This is a genomic window from Bacteroides fragilis NCTC 9343, from assembly GCF_000025985.1.
GTDB classification, from domain to species: Bacteria; Bacteroidota; Bacteroidia; order Bacteroidales; family Bacteroidaceae; genus Bacteroides; species Bacteroides fragilis.
The window spans coordinates 871402-890480 of record NC_003228.3 but is presented as its reverse complement, the minus strand read 5'-3'; the positions used below and the strand labels follow the sequence as shown (position 1 = coordinate 890480).

13 protein-coding genes are annotated in these 19079 nt (G+C 40.9%); 3 read left to right on the top strand and 10 right to left on the bottom strand.

The window, feature by feature from the left end:
• Positions 1–2 precede the first annotated feature (2 nt).
• Genes BF9343_RS03385 through BF9343_RS03370 form a run of 4 tightly spaced genes read right to left on the bottom strand, consistent with a single transcriptional unit; the run spans position 3 to position 4022 of the window.
• Positions 3–896 carry an AraC family transcriptional regulator gene (locus tag BF9343_RS03385; RefSeq protein ID WP_005775503.1) on the bottom strand — a complete coding sequence of 298 codons (894 nt, stop codon included), beginning with the start codon at positions 894–896 and terminating at the stop codon, positions 3–5.
• A 41-nt stretch (positions 897–937) separates the two neighbouring features.
• Complete coding sequence (locus BF9343_RS03380) at positions 938–2185, bottom strand: mechanosensitive ion channel family protein (protein ID WP_010992159.1); 1248 nt, start codon at positions 2183–2185, stop codon at positions 938–940.
• Positions 2157–3173, bottom strand: a complete 1017-nt coding sequence (locus BF9343_RS03375; RefSeq protein ID WP_005784898.1) for a DUF4435 domain-containing protein — start codon at positions 3171–3173, stop codon at positions 2157–2159. The genes BF9343_RS03380 and BF9343_RS03375 overlap by 29 nt, the downstream gene beginning before the upstream one ends.
• Before the next feature lie 21 nt (positions 3174–3194).
• Complete coding sequence (locus tag BF9343_RS03370; RefSeq protein ID WP_005784896.1) at positions 3195–4022, bottom strand: AAA family ATPase; 828 nt, start codon at positions 4020–4022, stop codon at positions 3195–3197.
• Positions 4023–4115: 93 nt separating this feature from the next.
• Between BF9343_RS03370 and BF9343_RS03365 the strand changes: the two genes are divergently transcribed.
• On the top strand, positions 4116–5024 hold the full coding sequence (locus tag BF9343_RS03365) for a DMT family transporter (RefSeq protein WP_005801389.1): 909 nt from the start codon (positions 4116–4118) through the stop codon (positions 5022–5024).
• Positions 5025–5055: 31 nt separating this feature from the next.
• On the opposite strand, the gene meaB is transcribed toward BF9343_RS03365, so the two are convergent.
• The 6 genes from meaB to BF9343_RS03335 all read right to left on the bottom strand — a co-directional run bounded on the left by meaB (position 5056) and on the right by BF9343_RS03335 (position 15369).
• A complete protein-coding gene (gene meaB, locus BF9343_RS03360; protein WP_005784891.1) occupies positions 5056–6147 on the bottom strand; it encodes a methylmalonyl Co-A mutase-associated GTPase MeaB in 1092 nt (363 codons plus the stop codon).
• An 8-nt stretch (positions 6148–6155) separates the two neighbouring features.
• Entirely contained in the window at positions 6156–7244 is a 1089-nt protein-coding gene (locus tag BF9343_RS03355; protein WP_005796193.1) for a DUF1573 domain-containing protein, read from the bottom strand.
• Between the two features lie 133 nt (positions 7245–7377).
• Entirely contained in the window at positions 7378–7908 is a 531-nt protein-coding gene (locus tag BF9343_RS03350; protein ID WP_010992157.1) for a redoxin family protein, read from the bottom strand.
• A 7-nt stretch (positions 7909–7915) separates the two neighbouring features.
• Positions 7916–9040, bottom strand: coding sequence for a BF3164 family lipoprotein (locus BF9343_RS03345; RefSeq protein ID WP_010992156.1), 1125 nt, complete (start codon positions 9038–9040; stop codon positions 7916–7918).
• Between the two features lie 19 nt (positions 9041–9059).
• The gene (locus tag BF9343_RS03340; RefSeq protein ID WP_005784884.1) at positions 9060–9410 is read right to left on the bottom strand and encodes an NVEALA domain-containing protein; all 351 of its coding nucleotides are present in this window, start codon (positions 9408–9410) and stop codon (positions 9060–9062) included.
• A 178-nt stretch (positions 9411–9588) separates the two neighbouring features.
• Entirely contained in the window at positions 9589–15369 is a 5781-nt protein-coding gene (locus BF9343_RS03335) for an alpha-2-macroglobulin family protein (protein WP_010992155.1), read from the bottom strand.
• Positions 15370–15591: 222 nt separating this feature from the next.
• On the opposite strand from BF9343_RS03335, the gene BF9343_RS03330 reads away from it, so the two are divergent.
• Both BF9343_RS03330 and BF9343_RS03325 read left to right on the top strand, forming a co-directional pair.
• Complete coding sequence (locus BF9343_RS03330) at positions 15592–16332, top strand: hypothetical protein (RefSeq protein ID WP_005784880.1); 741 nt, start codon at positions 15592–15594, stop codon at positions 16330–16332.
• Positions 16329–19079 carry a TonB-dependent receptor gene (locus BF9343_RS03325; protein ID WP_010992154.1) on the top strand — a complete coding sequence of 917 codons (2751 nt, stop codon included), beginning with the start codon at positions 16329–16331 and terminating at the stop codon, positions 19077–19079. Before BF9343_RS03330 ends, BF9343_RS03325 begins: the two co-directional genes overlap by 4 nt.

Genomic DNA, 19079 nt, shown 5'->3' with positions numbered 1-19079 from the left:
AATTATACCAGTTTCTTTTTCTTCCTGTAGTTTTCACGAAACTCTTTGGGCGAACATTCTTTCTTTTTCTTGAAGATCCGATTGAAATTAGAAAGATTATTAAACCCGCATTCATAACAGATTTCAGCAATAGACATAGTAGAATCAACCAGCAGGCGGGCAGCAAACCCCAAACGAATGTCAATGATATAGTCCGAAAGATTCTTACCGGTACGCAATTTAAAGAAGCGACTGAAAGATACCGGAGTCATTCCTACCATATCAGCCAGCTGATTCAGGCGGATCTCTTCCTGATAATGGGCATTAATATATTCCTGCACTTTCTGCACACGGCGGCTATCCGAATGAATGCCGATTTTCGCGAAGGAAGAACTTGACAACGTACGGGCCTCTTCATTGAAAAGTGACAGTTCATAAAGTATGGTCAAGAACTTGATGACAGCATAAAACCCCTGTTTCTCGGATGCCAGCGTATCGAGAAGGGGATAAATTTTCAGGATGGCGGACATCGGAAAACAAAGACCTTTCTGAGCTTTCTCAAGCATATCACGAATAGAATCGAACTGATTCTTATTGATAAAACTTTTGAAGAAAAGATCGGAAGAGAACTGAATCGTTATTTCACGGATCTCTTTCGAATGACAATCATGTTGTTCCCATACATGTTCCAGATCTTTTCCGGTAATCAGAACCAAATCATAATCACTGATCACTTCTGCCGAATCACCGACGATCCGTCGCACACCGGCTGCTTTCTCCGTAAAGTTCAGCTCAAATTCGGCATGATTGTGAATGGGATAAGTAAACTCCGTTTTATACCGTTCGGCAATGTAGAAACAATCCTTATCGGACAACGGAGTGATCTCCCGAATAATGTTGCTTTGTAGTGCATTCATAGCTAATATAGTATTATTAGCCACAAATATAACACACTTTTTTAATTTCTTCTATTCCACTCCCGAAAATCTTCTCCCGTAGGATTCTGGAATACGCGCAAACCAAATTCCGGAACAATGGCAAGCAGATGATCGAATACATCGGCCTGAATTCCTTCGTAAGGTACCCACTCTTTCACAGCAGAAAAAAAGTAAAGTTCGACCGGAATACCTTGTTCGGTGGGCTGAAGATACCGTACCATACAAGTGAGGTTCTTATTGACATCGGGAAGACTTTTCAAGTAGTTGGTCAGATAGGCACGGAATACTCCGAGATTGGTCTGACGTCGCCCATTGACCAAAATAGAGTTGTCTATGTGATGTTCTTTATTATACTCTTTCACCACCTGCTCGGTCTGCTCCACATAATCGGTCAACAATTGGATTTTCTTATATTTAGCCAACATTTCGGAGGTACAGAATCTTACACTGTTCATATCGATATTGATAGAACGCTTCACACGCCGTCCACCGGACTCTTGCATACCCCGCCAATTCTGAAAAGAATCGCTGACCAGCAGATAGGGAGGGATGGTAGTGATGGTATTGTCCCAATTGCGCACTTTCACCGTATTGAGCGTCACTTCAATCACCGTACCGTCGGCTCCGTATTTGGGCATAGCAATCCAGTCACCTACTTTCAGCATATTATTTGCAGAAAGTTGAATGCCGGACACAAATCCCATGATACTGTCTTTAAACACCAACATCAGGATGGCAGCCGAAGCACCAAGCCCGGTGAGCAATACCATCGGAGATTTATCTATCAATACACTGATAACAACAATTCCTCCAATGAAAAATAGTATCACTTGTGCCGTTTGCAACAAACCTTTCAATGGTCGATCACGAAACTGTTCTCGCTCACTGTATACATGATAAACAGCCGACAGAAATGCACTGATAAAACGCAGAAAAACCGCAATGATATAAATCATGCAGATACGACGGATAAAATCGAGGGCACTTACATTCGGAATAGCCAAAGGAATCAACACATAAATAATGATGGGAGGGACAAGATGACTGAGGTAAATCAAAACTTTACGGTCGAACACAATATCATCCCAGGTTGCTTTGGTCTTTTTCACTAGTTTGGCAACTACTCTTAAAAGAATGTTACGACAAATAAGATCGGCTAAAAAGGCAATGCCAATAATCAGTACCAGTGTCATAATGGGACCTACTTCACTGGAGTCAAATCCCCAGGAAACGAATAAGTCATTTATTTTTTCGGTTATCTGTTCCATATAAAAACTCTTTTATGTCTTCTTTCAACCATTGATAAAGGTATAAATCTTTGTAAGCACTATTTTTGCGAAGCATTACCTCCACATTGACCTGACTGTTTTGATAACAAGTCAGTTCATTATGAAATTGTTCGTCATGTTCCGCCAATTTTTTGATTTCTTGTTCCCGTTCGCGTCGCAGGGCTGTACAAACGGGAGTCAATACTTTCATCACGACATTGTCCATGATGTGATGCCCCTGAATAAACAGATATGTTGTGTCAGGAAGCACTCCAAGTCCTTTTAATTCGACCGATAACTTATCGACCTCTTCGATACCTTGTGGAAAACGCGTGGATAACTCAGAAAGTTTAGACGTTACCGAACGCCTCACTGCCTCCAAAGAACGTTCCGGATGCCTCAAGCTGACATCGTGCAAACGAACACAGGCATTGAATTCACTCATAGTAAACGTATAAGTATCATGACGACGATAAAACCAGACAGACCACAGGAAAAGTGGATAAGCAATCTGAGAGTATCGTTTCATAAACTCATTGAAGTCAATCAGGTGTCTGTCGTTCAAAGTGGCTTGCACACAGACCTCATGCAAGCTATCGGCATAACAATGATAGTTTTCAATAGCATAAGCATAGGTCTGAAAAATATATCTATTACGATTAATTTTACGTGAAGTAGCAGTAGCTCCTTGCAACAAAAAGTCATAATCGCTATCCACACAGGCAATCAGACTTTTGCCTAACTCGGCCGTATTAAGGGTATTCATCAGTACCATTTTCTTGCCTTTAGCCAAAGATGTAGCCGAAGGAAGCATCACCTGAAAATAATGTTCTTCGTCCTCAAACTCCTCAAGCAGTGTACGCCAGAAAGCTACATCGTCATAACTCTCAACATAAGCTACAATCCGGCGGCGCGCCTTTTTAGAGTATAACTTATGAGCAGCATTGAAATAGGAAGAAGTCAGATTGTCTTTGAGACTGATTGCCATAGGTCGTGTTTTAGTTAAATCCTACTTATAGCTGGTTGCAATATCACTTACTTCGGTCACAGCATCGAGCCATCCTTCCATGATCACTGCAGGAGAATGTGTCGTTAGTATAATCTGCACATTCGGATTCAGTTCACGGATCATCGATATCAGCTTTTGCTGCCATTCGATATGCAAAGAAGCTTCGGGCTCGTCCATGAACAATACGCAATGGGCATTATCCTGTACAAGTACAGTAAGCAGAATAACTAACATCTGCTTTTCACCGGAAGAAAGTTTATAAGGAAACAGAAGTTCACCATCCTGATAGAAAGCAATATCATTGCGTCTACGGTCTATTTTTTTACGGGTATAGCTGAATAGTTCGTCAACCATGTCTTGAAAACGACGTTTAGCAATGGAAAGCGTGGCTGCTTTACTACGTTCTTCCTCGTTATTGCTGCTCAACAGCTCGATCATCTTATTGCCTATATTGACTTGATAATCCAGATAACGGCGCTGCAACAGATAGAGTTGCCAGTCGAGTTCGGACTTTACATTCTTATCTGCCATACGGGCTGTGAAATCCCCCATAATAAGCGGACGATCGTAACTACGGATAACATCATAAGGAATGTAAGTAGCTTCGGGATTGTCGAAAAAGATATGTACTCCGTTTTTTTCATCACTCTTCACTTCACCCGACAGTTGCTCGAGATACCCGACCGATCGATTCAGGATAGTGGTTTTTCCAACTCCATTGATTCCGGATAGTATATTGACATCCGGACGAAGGTCCCAGACTATATTGAAACGGTCCCATAATCCGTCTATTTCAATTCGTTTGATATAATTGGCTGATAGTTCCATAAATGGTTGCATTTAAATTAAACAAATATAGAAAATTCAAACGATAAATTGGTTACTTTTGCATCAGTTTTCAATAAAGGTAACATTTTCGGTATGGAGATTGATAAGAATCTGAAAGGACACGCATTGGCATTTACAGCCAACATGATGTGGGGGCTGATGTCCCCCATCGGTAAATCGGCATTGGCAGAGTTCTCAGCGCTTTCGGTAACCACCTTCCGCATGGTAGGTGCCGCAGCAGCTTTCTGGATACTTTCCGCTTTCTGCAAACAAGAGCAGGTAGGACACCGTGACATGGTGAAGATTTTTTTTGCTTCTCTGTTTGCCCTTGTTTTCAATCAGGGGATATTTATATTCGGATTGTCTCTCACTTCTCCGATAGACGCATCTATCGTAACAACAACTTCACCTATCATCACTATGATTGTAGCGGCCATCTATCTGAAAGAACCGGTTACCAACAAAAAGGTTTTGGGCATCTTTATCGGAGCAATGGGAGCGTTAATCTTAATTCTAAGCAGTCAGGCAGTAAGTGCAGGAGGAGGAAGCATTTGGGGAGATTTACTTTGCATGATTGCGCAACTTAGCTTCTCCATCTATTTAACCGTATTCAAAGGGTTATCCCAACGCTATTCGGCCATCACGATTAATAAGTGGATGTTTATCTATGCATCCATCTGTTATATTCCTTTCTCATACCAGGATATAGCAAGCATTAAATGGGACAGCATTTCGACAGCCGCCATCTATCAAGTACTTTATGTGGTACTATGTGGAAGTTTCATTGCTTACATCTGCATCATGACCGCGCAAAAACTAATGCGCCCTACAGTAGTAAGCATGTATAATTATGTACAGCCTATTGTTGCTTCTATTGCTGCTATTTTAATGGGAATCGGAAGCTTCGGCTGGGAAAAAGGAGTTGCAATCGCATTAGTATTTCTTGGAGTCTACTTTGTGACTCAAAGTAAATCGAAAGCAGATTTGGAAGGTGTGTCATAACTCACCACAGAATTTTGACACACCTTTATCATTATTTCAGATCTTCAAAATAGGTATCGAGTAGGCTCTTGGCAGCAACAAAAGAGGTCAGATTTCCCCTGAGCACTTGTTGCTCCTTTTCTTGTAACATCGATTCGATCTTGGCATTATGATAGAAACTGTCACGTAACTGTTCATTGATGCTTTCATACATCCAGTATTTACTTTGTTCGTTACGGCGATATTCAAAATAGCCATTACCTTTCACAAAATCGATATACTCATACACCATATCCCATATTTCCTTTACCCCAAGATTGTAGAATCCGGAATATGTGAGTACACGCGGTGTCCATCCGGAATCGGGAGCGGGAAAAAGATGCAAAGCATTACGGAACTGAGCAGCGGCTAATTTGGCTTTATCGATATTGCTACCATCAGCCTTATTAATCACAATACCATCTGCCATTTCCATGATACCGCGTTTAATACCTTGAAGTTCGTCTCCCGTACCGGCCAACTGAATCAACAGAAAGAAATCGACCATCGAGTGAACAGCCGTTTCACTCTGTCCCACTCCCACCGTCTCTACAAATATCTTATCGAAGCCGGCCGCTTCACACAGAATGATTGTTTCACGGGTTTTACGGGCTACTCCCCCCAAAGAACCGGCGGAAGGGCTGGGACGTATAAATGATTTAGGATGCACTGAAAGCTGCTCCATACGAGTTTTATCACCCAAAATACTTCCTTTGCTGCGTTCACTGCTCGGGTCGATGGCTAAAACAGCTAACTTACCTCCCTTTTCGAGAACGTGCAATCCAAAGACATCAATCGAGGTGCTTTTACCGGCTCCCGGTACACCACTGATACCTACACGGATTGAATTTCCGGAATAGGGCAGACATTTTTCAATAACTTCCTGGGCAGTAGCCTGATGTTCAGGACGCACACTTTCTACCAAAGTCACAGCCTGACTCAAGATCGTCACATCTCCCTTGACAATCCCCTCCACAAACTCACTAACCGACAATTGACGCTTCTTTACCTTCCGTTTCAGATAAGGATTTACAGATGACGGTTGTTCAATGCCTGCATTCACAACCAAACCTTTATACGCTTCGTTATTCTCAGGATGTTCCATGGCAGATATTAATTATGTGATTCGTTATTCGTAGCTTTTACATCGATCTCCACTTTCGGTTGCACCGGATCATTGGTGATCATCAGGATACGTAAATGTCTCTTTTTCTTTCCAAGGTTCTTTTTCAGAACAGTCACCCTCAGCCGAGTACTTTCACCCGGTTGCAGTACAGTTTTTTTCAAAGCAACCCCCACTGCCGGATTAAATACTTGCAGTTTGCTAATTTGCAGAGGAGATTTACCTGTATTAGTGATAACAATGTCTCGTCTGGCTTTGTTTTTCTTGGCCAGCACCTGACTTAAATCAATCTTAGATTCGGACAGGCGAATAACAGGAGCGACCGCCTTATCCTGTTCGGTCATTCCTGAAAAGTCCGGAAGAAGGACTGCTGACACAGGTATTTCGTTCTCTTCACCCACTTTATCACCGGCAAAACGAGCCAGATAAACAGAAGACTGGGTCAAGCCCAAATCCATTAGTTGTTTGGTGTCGAGTGTGAGAGTAATGGTTCCTTTCTTACCCTTTAAAAGGACGGTCGGATTAGTTTCCATTTTCAGATAAGGCGGAAGGTGCATCAATACAGGTTCGTATGGACGATCGGAAAGATTGACTACTCCTAATGTGATTACCGGTTTCTCTCCACTGTGTGCATCCGGAAAATCAATATCTGTACGATCAATCCGGATTTGCCCGATTGCATAAGGATGTGTTTTAGTAAAGTCCTTGATTTCCTGAACCACCTCCCCGTCAAAATTCAGATAAACCAAACTAGGCTGTGCATTGCTGTAAATGCCGATTGACTTATTGAAATGCCCTAGCGCTTTAGCATCAAACGTAGCACTAACTGTTCCTTTTTCTCCGGGAGCAATCGGAGTTTTCGTCCAGTTAGCAACCGAACAGGCACAAGAAGTGGTAACATTAGTCAGTACCAAAGGTTTATCACCTGTATTGGTAATAGTATATTCTACAGAAACCGGACGTTTCCATTCGATTTGTCCGAAATGATGGGTCTCCTTATTAGAAGAGATACGAGGTTGAGCTACAGCCGATAAAGTAATAGTAAGTAAAGTAAATATGAAGAGTAAACTACGTTTCATTCGTCTCTGTTTTATAATTATTAGTTGTTTAGAGTACAAAAATAGGGGTTTTCAGTGAGATTCTGCCATTGATTACATATTTTTAAGCACAAGACATGATAACATACTTCTTTTGTAAATACTCTTAAAGCAACTATTTACCACTATCCATTAACATAGATATGGCTTTCTCGTATTGCTGCCATGACTGCTTATTACGTAAAGGGTTTCCCAACCATACTACCTTATTTGAGCGGTCTATAACGAAATCTTGATATAAAGGATTATCAAAAATACCATTTTCTTTTTTAAAACATCCCAATGAATCAAAAAATATCGGATAACTGACATGCATTTGTCTAAACACCTCATTAACAGTAAAAGTATCTTTTTCATGCACAATCATAAGAACTCCTGTATGCGTATCCAGCAACCGACGCTTATTTGTTTTCATATATTGCATCTTCTCCAAACTACAAGGTGTACAATTACCCGAATCGACATAAGATATCAGTAAAAATTGGTCTTTAAAAGCCTTATTACCAACCGTATTAAAGTTTTTATCGGAAAAGATAATTTCTTTTCCGATAAAAGCTTCTAGTTCCGGATATACGTTATTCTTTTTACCACAGGATAATAGAACAATGGTGCAGAACATCAGACTAAGAATTCCAAGCTTTCCCATCAATACTTCATTTACTAAGCCAGGAAACGTCATAAGCCCAAATCGAATCATCTTCACCCTGAGCGTACAATCTATTATTTTGAGGATCTAAAGTGATCCAAGAGATCTCCTTATCCAACTGTATCTTATATACGGGCCGCCCTTCCCAATTGAAGACATGGACAGTCTTTGATTTAAAAGGATACTTACCTCCCATTTCTGCCTGATCAATATAAAGGGCAAATATATATCGTGAATTCACAGCCGCACTTGTATAATAATAGCGTATGCACTCAAGATTTTGTTCTATATCACTGAAGTCAAGCGTATCATCCATCCTGTACCCTACTTGTTTTCCTGACTTTACATCTAATATGGTGATCTGGGCAACCCGCTGCATGGCAATGGCCACTTTAGTCTGATCTGGATGTATATAACTATGATTAGCGTAAAACATGCCACTCAGAACATCATATTTATCATCCTTCAAAATAACCGGTCGGTTGAACAACTTATATTCCTTCACTTTATTCCCCAAAGAATCTTTATATAAATAAAATTTGCGCGGAATATATTCTTTACCTTTGGAATACTGTTCCTCACACTGATTTTGCCCTAATATATATCCATCTTTCAAAAAGAACAGGGTAGTAGCCGGGTAAACGAAATATTTATTCCAATCCATGGGAATAATAGCATCGCAAACAGTAGCTCCTGTCTCTATAGACTTTGTAATATTCAATAATCTAGCTGATTTGGCATTATCTCTGACCCATAACTTCAATTCGCCATTCTCCCTTATAAACTGCTGAGAGTTTTTACAGGATAAATAGTCATTTGGCCCTTGCCCTTTGGGACATAAAGAAGCGATATGTTTGCCACTATTCACACTAAATACATACATCCAGCAATCACTATATTTATGCGAAGTAAAAAACAATAATGAGTCATACGCTAATACTGAACCGTCATAAATATCTTCAAGCTCTACTTTTACCGGAGACAACAAAGTATCGTTATCAAACGATTTGATAACTGTTATATCACCATTAAAGTAAAGATCCGTCTCTTCTTTACAAGCAAAAAAAACAAATCCGACCATGAAAAGGATTAAAATAAACCTATTCTTCCATTTATTTTTTAAAACCATCATTCTAACATGTATTAGTTAACTATCTCGTACAATAAAGAAAACTATATATCCAATCTTTGTGACCTTCGGTAGTACCAGATGGACAACGGTAAATAACGCTTTCGGTAGTTCCTGAATTACACACCAAATAATACTCTCCCGTAGAATCATCTTTTGTAAATTCACTGGAGCTTACACACTTTTTTATCGTAGTTGATGGATTATCCTCATTCCCTATACCATCGCCTTCAGCATTAGCAAGAGATTCAACATTTGCCAATGCAATATCTCTGGCGTTCTTTTTATTATCTACGAATTTAAGAAACACAACTCCTGCTAAAGCAGAGAAACAAAGCACTGTTAGAATAGTAAATAATTTTTTTATTTTCATAAAAATAGATTTAAGGTTTAACAATCATATCCTACAAAGATAAGTTTTATTTGCAACAAAAACCATTTTAATAAAAATATTATAATATAATTCAAAGATTATAAACTAAAAATAAAAAAGAGATGCAGATACTTACATAATCCAAGTATCTGCATCTTAAAAAAAGACAGAGTTCTATTTACTGAGAAACTTCGTAACGGGCAGAAGCTGAATGGGCAGCATATTCGGGTGCATAGGCACTTTGAATAGTAGCAATTCCTGCTTCATAACTTCCCGCACGGTCTACACGATAACTGTATTCTAAAACATAAGTCCCCTTATTCAAAGTATCGAAGAAGAAATCGGTAGAAGCATCTTTTACTGCAACATAACAACCGACATCACCGACATTACGATATCCGGACAGGACCTCTACCGGTTCAAGACAAGCAGCACGTTGATCTTTCAATTGTACAAAGTCCATTGTACGATCGAGACGAACGGTCAGACGAACAACTACTTTATCACCAACCTTTAATTGAGTTTTACCGATAACCGGCTGTAACCGGCGATTATTATTAACAATCGTCTCTACATACAATTTCTTATCAACATTCAACCCACTTCCCTGGCGGACCACTTTATCAAGATTCTCTTCGAACTGTGCATAAACTGCTCCCCAGGCAATACCCGGATCTCTCTTTTCAACGATAATCTCATCGGTATTCACGGTCTTCTTATCGGTAAAAGTCTTTTTGATATAGCCTAATCCCGGAACAGTCGTCTTGGCAGGACTTATCGTTTCTAAAACTTCATTGCCAAGGACAATACGCACGTCTCCCTGATTATCCAATAAATTAGTACCCCGGTAAAGCAAAGCATAAACAGCATTGGCTGTAGCTACCGGAGAGTCCCACTGTTGAGTTTGCTTCTGTTTTAAAAGCCACATTTTCATTTCTTCAACAATCGTGGCATTGCTGCCTACCATCTCAAAAGCCTCCATTACATCAACATGGGCAGGCACTTTTAAGTTATTCCAAGCATACGGACTATCAGTCCTATCAAAGAACATGCCTTGCTCGTCTGTTTGAGTAAGATATTCTTTGAGAGATGCCATAAACTCCTGAGCTTCTTTTACCTTACCTGCCTTCTGTAATACAATAGCCGACCAGGCCTTCTCGGTGACGGATTGTTGAGACAATGATGGAGCAACTTTGGATAGGAAGTAATCATAACCTTCTTTCACCGATGCCGGAACTTTTTCGCCAGAGACAGCAATCAAATAAAGATACTTCAATGCACTTCGTGAAATTCCCTCTGATTTATTGCCAACCTTTTCTGCCTCACGGATAGAACGATATTCCTGCAAGGCTTCTTTATGGAGATAACCGAAAGCTGCTTGTTGCATATCCAGCGCTCCTCCCTCCAGCGGCTTCCCTGTAAGCAGGGCTATACGTGCATTCTGTTCTACAATGAAGTCGGTGACAAAAAGACTTCCGTCCATTCCTTTATACCAGCTCCACGAACCATCAGGTAACTGGAGTTCCTTTAATTTCAACAAAGCTGCTGTATTACAGTTACGGATATTATTCAAATCGAATAAAGTGGCAATACGCTCTTTTTGTTCGCTTTCCGAAGTCGCTTCCATCACCCAAGGAGATTCAGAAAGAAGGATATTCTTCACTTCCTGATTTTTTTGCAAATTACTCAAGAAGCTTTCTTTAGTGCCTCCCTGGAGTTTCCAACTATCAAATATTGCCTGAATACGTGGCTGAGCATTCATGATATAAGAAGCCATTGTATTGGCATACCAGGAAGTAGCCCACGAAATAGCATCATCATTCCGAGGTTGTGATAGTGCCGGTAATGCTTGCACTGCATACCAAGCCGGATTGGAAGTAAACTCTACAGTTAAACGGCGGTTGGTCGCAGTCTTACTATGGTGATTGAACAGATCGGCCAAAGAAAAAGTACGTGTTTGCTCGCCACGAACAGGCATGGGCAAAGTCTCTGTCAAGTTCTCCTTATCACTGAGAACCGGAAGCAAATGCTGCTCTCCATCACTGAAATTTCCTCCTTCGGCAATCATCCGGCATCCCAAAAGTTCATATTTATCGGTTACTGTGAACAAGAAACTTACACCGACACTCTGTCCGGCTCCGGCATTAAATTTCTTCTGTTGGGTCGATATTACCTGATCTGTCATTGGATCGAAAAGTACCAGTTTCACAGTACCAGACAGATTTTTACCGGTCAGATTACTAACAGAAGCAGCCATGGAAGTGTGATCTCCTACCCGGACAAACCGAGGTAGATTCGGAGTAAGCATAAACTCTTTACTGGTAACAGCAGTAGCATCCATCTGCCCTGTCATCATATCTTGTGTATGAGCATATCCTCGGAAATTCCAGGTCGTGAGACTTTGAGGCATACGGAAAGAGAAACTGACCTCACCCTGAACGTTCGTGTGAAGCTGCGGATAAAAGAAGGCAGTTTCCGCAAAGTCGGTACGTAACTCTATATCTGTTGTCCTACCCATATCGGCATTGTCCATTGACATTGCCATTCCGCTCTCTTCCGTAACAGGAACCATTTCAGATTCGAAAACGACATCGGCTACGGCAGCGCTCTTCATTTGTGGTTTTGCAGCACCCATTCCGCGCAGACGTGCATATCGGGTAGTCGGGGCAGCATCATTGGTGACCGACAACATTTCGGCAACCGCATATAAAACCGGAGGCAAGTCAAAATGATCATAGCTAAACGGAGGCACCTTAAAATCAGTCCGGCGGAAACCAAAATAAAAATAGTTTGAGCCAACATAATCTCTCCTCCAACGAGCAATGGGGACAGAAAGTTGATAATGTAATTGCAATGACTGGTTGGTCTTCCAAATTTTATCCAAAGAGGCATCATACATAGTAGCCAGCATTTCGGCCAAAACAGGTGATTTCTGTGGATTACGGATAGTCAGTTTCCATTCCTCTTCCTGCCCGGGACGTAATTTATCACGGAATACATCCCAACGCATATTCAAGTTATGATCGGGCAAACGTTTTATCAGGCTTACCTCCTGTTCGTAAACAACACCTTTACGAACAAATACAAAGGTAATACCCAAACCATTCCCGTAGGCTTCCCGATACGGATATTCAAAACGAACAAGAGAATCGGACAAATGAAGAAGCTTACTCTCCAGATGCTTATTACCACAGAACACATCCATTAAGACATAAGTATCTTTTTCGGAAGTACCAAAATAGAACAGGGCAGGATGTGCTGCATCAAACCGGGTATTCACTTCATAACACCACAAAGGCATAGATACCGGAGGACGCTTATCATCGGAAGCAAAAAGAATCACTACCTTTTCCGCATCTACCTTACGGCCTTGATCATCTTTCACCGAAGCTACAAGTTTGTAAGCACCTGAAGGAAGTTTTTTCCAATCGGAGAACAAGATCTCTTCATTGGACCTAAACGAACCGGAAAGAGCCGGTTGATCGGAAACGTCCTGTTCTTTCAAGGGTTTTGATTTCTGATAATCGGAAATCAAAAACAACCGGTAACTGCCTTCGACACTGACCGGTTTACGATCCAGATTATTTACCCGAAAAGTCGCTTTCACAGAATCATCCTTGCAAATCAGTCCGGATATATCAGCAAACAATAACAAAGAGGTCTTTCCTGCCCGCAGACTTGTTTCTGAGGTTTGCGTTTCACCTGCGACATTGGTTACTGAAAGCTGCACTTTATAGTCATAATATAAAGAGGTATTGTCACCGTCTCCCAAATCGGGATTCGAAGTGTCTGGTTTCAGATCCACAGGAATTTCGAAGTTTCCATCTACTCCCAAACGGACAGTGTCAGAGGCCAAAATAACCGGATTCATCCCCCACATCCGCCAAGTATACAATGAGCGGGTAATGGTATAAGCAACAGGAATATCCTGTAACGGCACACCACTGAAAGTTTTTACACTCCCTTTCAACTCGACACGATCTCCCAACCGATAACTTTCAGTCACCGGCTCAAAAGTAATATCAAATGTAGGACGTTTGTAATCCTCTACACGAATGGAACGAAATCCGTTTTGAGTATTCAAACTGAAAGTACCGTTCAAACAAACGGACGGTAAAACAAATTCTGCGGTGAAAGATCCAAAATCATTGGTACGCAGCTTCTTTGCACTGATTTCTTGCCCATTGGCATCCGAAAGAGTCAGCGTATATTCCTGTCCCGCAATCACATGGGCAGAGTCAGGATACTGTTCATAGGCAATGCCTTTTACATAGACAGTCTGCCCCGGACGATAAACAGAACGGTCGGTAAGCAAAGTTACCACAGAAACAGGTTTTGAATGGTCTGCAAAATTATAATCTCCTCCCCATAAATACATCTGCGGCATAGCTGTATCATTCCCTTTGGCAGCAGTCAGATACCTATATTTTTCCGACGAAGCAAACTGTACTTTCCCTTCGGTATTGGTAGTGGCTGTCAGAAGTTGTTTGTTCTGTCGATCGAAGAATGAAAGAACAACACCCTGCAAAGGCTTGCCACTCATAGCATCGAGAATAGCTACCTCACTCAGATTAGAAGGTAGAGATCGGGTAAGAACTTTAAAGCAAGTAGAATAGAGAAATTTTGAAACATTGGAACGAACCTTAACACCCGGAATAACACGGAGGGCGTACAGTCCTGTTTCAGATGCCTTTATGTGGTAGATGGAATCTTTCACTTTATAGTCATCTGACGGGAAGAGAACATAATGTTCCGATGAAAGTAAACGTCCATGTTTTTTTAGAAATGCGTCATTGGGTGCTTCCACCGTATTCGGACGTGCCGGTAAATTAATTACATACAACTCTACCGTAAAGTCTTTCAAATTTTTAAAGCTGACTTTTAAATCAAACTCCTCACCCGGATAAACTGTTGACGGGGATTGTACTGTCAGATCGGGACGCAGAATTTCTTGCTTCAGTTCTTTCAGAGCATTGATGCGGCGATAGTCCGGATAGCGAGAGATAGCCTCTTCGCACAATTGTAACGCAGAAGCGGGCACTCCTGCATCCATTGCCGCCTGTGCCTTGAGCAAATAAACTTCTGCACAGACATCATGTGACTTATTTTCGGCAATCAGTTTGTCCAGTGCAGCCAAATAAGGATCCTGTGTCAAGCCAAGTTTCCCCTCCGGAGCACGATAAGGCCGAAAATCGATATCAGTAAGCCTCTTCCACTGCAAATAATCCAAAGTAGTAAGCAACAGAGCATCGTGATTATCAGTCCGACGATATGAATTCATCATATGCTGATAAATTTCTTCAATGCGTACATTTATTAAAGAATCACGGCCAAATCCGGACAGATTCTCCAATGAAGTAATGGCACGGGAAGCCAACAAATGATACATATCATGATGATAGTAATCACTGGTTACTCCAAGTTCCACAAAAGGAATGTAGCTTCGGGAGGAAGTATCGAGCAGTAGCAAAGAGTCTTGAAATGTTACGGCTATTTCTGTCATTACTTTAGTTACAAACTGATTCTTACTCCACTCCCGGATATCAACAGAGGGAGCTTCTTCTTCCAAATCCGTACGTTGATTCAGTTTCCAACGGTTTTGGGAAGCATAATCTGCATACATACTACCGATAAGCGAATGCAGGATTGCACGGTCCAATGGCTTGTCCGTAGTCACCGCCCACTGCTCTAAGCCATTCAACGACACGTAAAAGCTATCCGGAGTAATCTCTTCCCTAAATTTCATCTGCCAAATATAAGCTTTCAGCATTTGAGGAGAATTCTTCTCTGCTTTAGCTTTTTGATAAATTTCACCGGTTAATCGGACAACTGTTTGGGGCAAACTTTTCTGCTGGGCCTGCTCCACTTGCTTCCATAATCTATCGTATGATTGAGCATATGTCCATGACATCATCCCCATAGAAAGTAACACGATAATACAAATCAGTTTAATTCTCATATATTAAAAGTTTAAGTATCAATACATAATTAACAAAGTAACAAATTAAAGTTTAAAGATTTGTTCTTTTTAGCTTAAAAAAAGAGAACAGGGCAAACGTGATACGATTATTAATGGTTCTAATTAATCTCTTTTAACACAAAAATCAAAATAGCAAAACTTTTTCGGGTATCTTTGTAATAAGAACCATTTATCTAATCACAAACTAAGGCACAACATTTTATGAAAAACCGACATTACTTAAGGCACATACTGGCCATTACTGCGTTATTATTCAATGGAGAAACCATTTACTCGCAAACTTATCCAATAGAAAACTACTTAAAAGCAGCAGGAGACTATGTTACTATTTACAATGGTGAAATCGAATTAACATACAGTCTTGCCCAATACGACAATCTTCCCTATTTTCAAGGTGATGAATTTACCACAGGAGAGATTATCTTCAAAGGAAACCGATACCCGGGACTGGATCTTCATTTGGATTTACACAAAGACCAACTTTGTGCACTGACTCCTGACAGCCATTACAGCATGATTATCAATAATGAAGGAATCGAACAAGTCAACCTGCACAATACTACATTTATCTATTTCCGTCCGACAAAGAAGACAGATCTCAATAAGGGATTTTACGAATTACTACAAGACGGAAAGCGACTGAGACTGCTGGCACGAAAAACATACTCCGTTGCTCAGATCAACGTAGAAAAAATAGCCAAAACCCGCAAACATCAAACTGAATATTTCATATACGGAGTAAAATATTATCTGGAATACAATGGGATATATTATCCCGTCAGTAACAACAAGTCGTTTGCCAAGATCTTTCCGGAGCAACATAAACTGATAAAACGTTACGCACGAAAACATAAACTTAATTTTCGCCATGACGCTGATGCCTCATTAATCGCTCTTACTAACTTTTGTGAAGAATTGATAGACCAAAAACAAACACGATGAAAAAAAGTACATACTTATGGATGTTGCCCCTACTATTTGCATGGCCGCAACAAATGACGGCTCAACACCCCCTCTCACTTCCTGCCGACAGTATAACTATTGACTCCTTATTGGAGACTGTAGAAAAAAATACACCCTATAGGTTTTTCAGCACTATTAGTGCTCCTTTCAAGGTTTTGGTGAAAGGAAAAGCTTCACCCCTGCAACAATTAAAAGAAGCACTTGAGCCGACTCCCTATAAATTGTCAGTATCCGGAAACAATTTATTCGTGCTGAAAGAGCAGGAACTCATCACGCTATTACCTGCTAAACTGACCGGAGAACCGGAAAAAGGCGAAAGTTATTATGGTGACGTATATACTTACCTAAGCGGAGAACCTGAAAAGGCATCTTCAGAAAACAAAGTGTATAATGTGGGAGATGTACGAATCAAGCAACCACCACGAAAAGCGGTACTCAAAGGGCAAGTTACTAACTTTAAAACCGGTGAGCCCATGATAGGCATCAATCTGATTTTAAAGGACCCATGGATTGCGACGACAACAGATGTTAAGGGAAACTTTACTCTTGAACTTCCTACCGGACACAAACAAATTGATATCAAAGGACTTAACATTAAAGATACCCGTCGACAAATTATGCTTTACAGTGATGGTACACTGGACATCGAACTTGAAGAAACTACACATATGCTGGACGAAGTAACCATTACTTCCGGACGTATACAAAATGTGAAAAGTACGCAATTAGGTGCAGAAACACTGCGTCCAACCCAATTGAAGAATATCCCGATGGCCTTGGGAGAAGTAGACATTTTAAAGATGGTACAGGCTTTACCCGGTGTAAAAACAGTAGGTGAAGCTTCAAGCGGCTTCAACGTACGTGGTGGAGCTACCGACCAGAATCTAATTCTGCTAAATGACGGAACCATCTATAACCCGAACCATTTATTCGGCTTTTTTGCAGCCTTCAATTCAGATATGGTAAAAGAAGCCGAGATATATAAAAGCAGCATCCCGGCACAATATGGTGGACGTATTTCATCCATTCTAGATATCACCGGTAAAGAAGCCAATAAAGAAAAATTCACCGGTTCGGCCGGTATCGGTCTGGTAACGAGTAAACTGAATCTGGAGATTCCGATTATCAAAGACAGAACGTCTGTATTACTAAGTGGGCGTACTACGTATTCTGACTGGATCATGAAGCAGCTTCCGGAGAAAAGCGGATACAAAAACGGTACCGCCGGCTTTTATGATTTGGCTGCTATTGTGGCACATAAATTCAATGACAAACATAGTCTTAATGTCTACGGATACTATAGTCATGACCGTTTCGCTTTCAATTCAAACGAAAAATACGGCTACAATAATCTCAATGCTTCCGCACGATGGAGAGCTGTATTTAACGAAAAACTGATAGGATACTTCTCCGCCGGATACGATCATTACGATTACAATAACCGCGAGACCGTCAATGCATCAGCTGCTTATAAACTTTCATTTGATATTAATCAGTATTTTGTCAAAGCAGACTTCACAAACATACTGGCCGATAAGCACACGCTCAACTTTGGTTTCAAGTCCATGCTCTATCATATCAATTCGGGCACTTATGAACCTGAAGGAAGTGAATCATTTGTAAAAAAGGACGTTTTACAAAAGGATAAAGCCTTGGAAACGGCATTTTATTTAGGTGATGAATGGGAAATCACTCCCAAACTATCGGTCAACGCAGGTATCCGTTACTCACTGTTCAGTGCACTCGGTCCACGTTCGTACTATCAATATGCATCAGGCATGCTCCCACACGAATCGACCATAACGGACACCATCACTGCAGGAGCAGGAAAATTCATGAAGACTTATCATGGGCCGGAATTCCGGTTATCCGCCCGGTATGCCTTCACAGATAATTTCTCGGTCAAAGCCGGATTTAACTCGATGCGGCAATATATCCATAAGTTGTCGAACACTGTCATTATGTCGCCAACGGATACATGGAAGTTGAGCGATGTGAACATCAAACCCCAAAGAGGCTGGCAAGCCGCAGCCGGACTTTATCTAAATTCTCCGAGTGGCATCTGGGAATATTCTGTGGAAGGATATTACAAACGAATGTCCGATTACCTGGATTATCGTGGAGGAGCAAAGCTACTTATGAACCACCATATTGAAACTGACGTCATCAACACGCAGGGACATGCTTATGGCGTAGAATTGCAGGTAAAAAAACAAGTCGGTAAGCTCAACGGATGGATGAGTTACACGTATTCACGTACCTTCTTGAGACAGAATGATAAACGAATTGAGAAACCGGTGAATAACGGTGACTGGTATCCTACAGAATACGATAAGCCTCACGACTTTAAGTTTGTAGGTAATTACAAATTTACGCATCGATACAGTATGTCAATCAACGTGGATTATAGCACAGGACGCCCCACTACCATACCTGCCGGACAGTATTATGATGAATCAACGCAATCGATGCGAGTTTACTATACGGAAAGAAACTCATACCGCATACCGGATTACTTTCGTACAGACATCTCTTTTAATATAGAACCCAGCCATCATCTGACCCTGTTGACACATAGTTCTATTTCGATTGGGGTATACAATGTCACCGGAAGAAAGAATGTGTATTCTATTTATTATATGCCGGAAGAAGGACAAATAAAAGGATACCAGATGTCTATTTTCGGAGTTCCGATTCCTTTCATTACGTATAACATAAAATTCTAA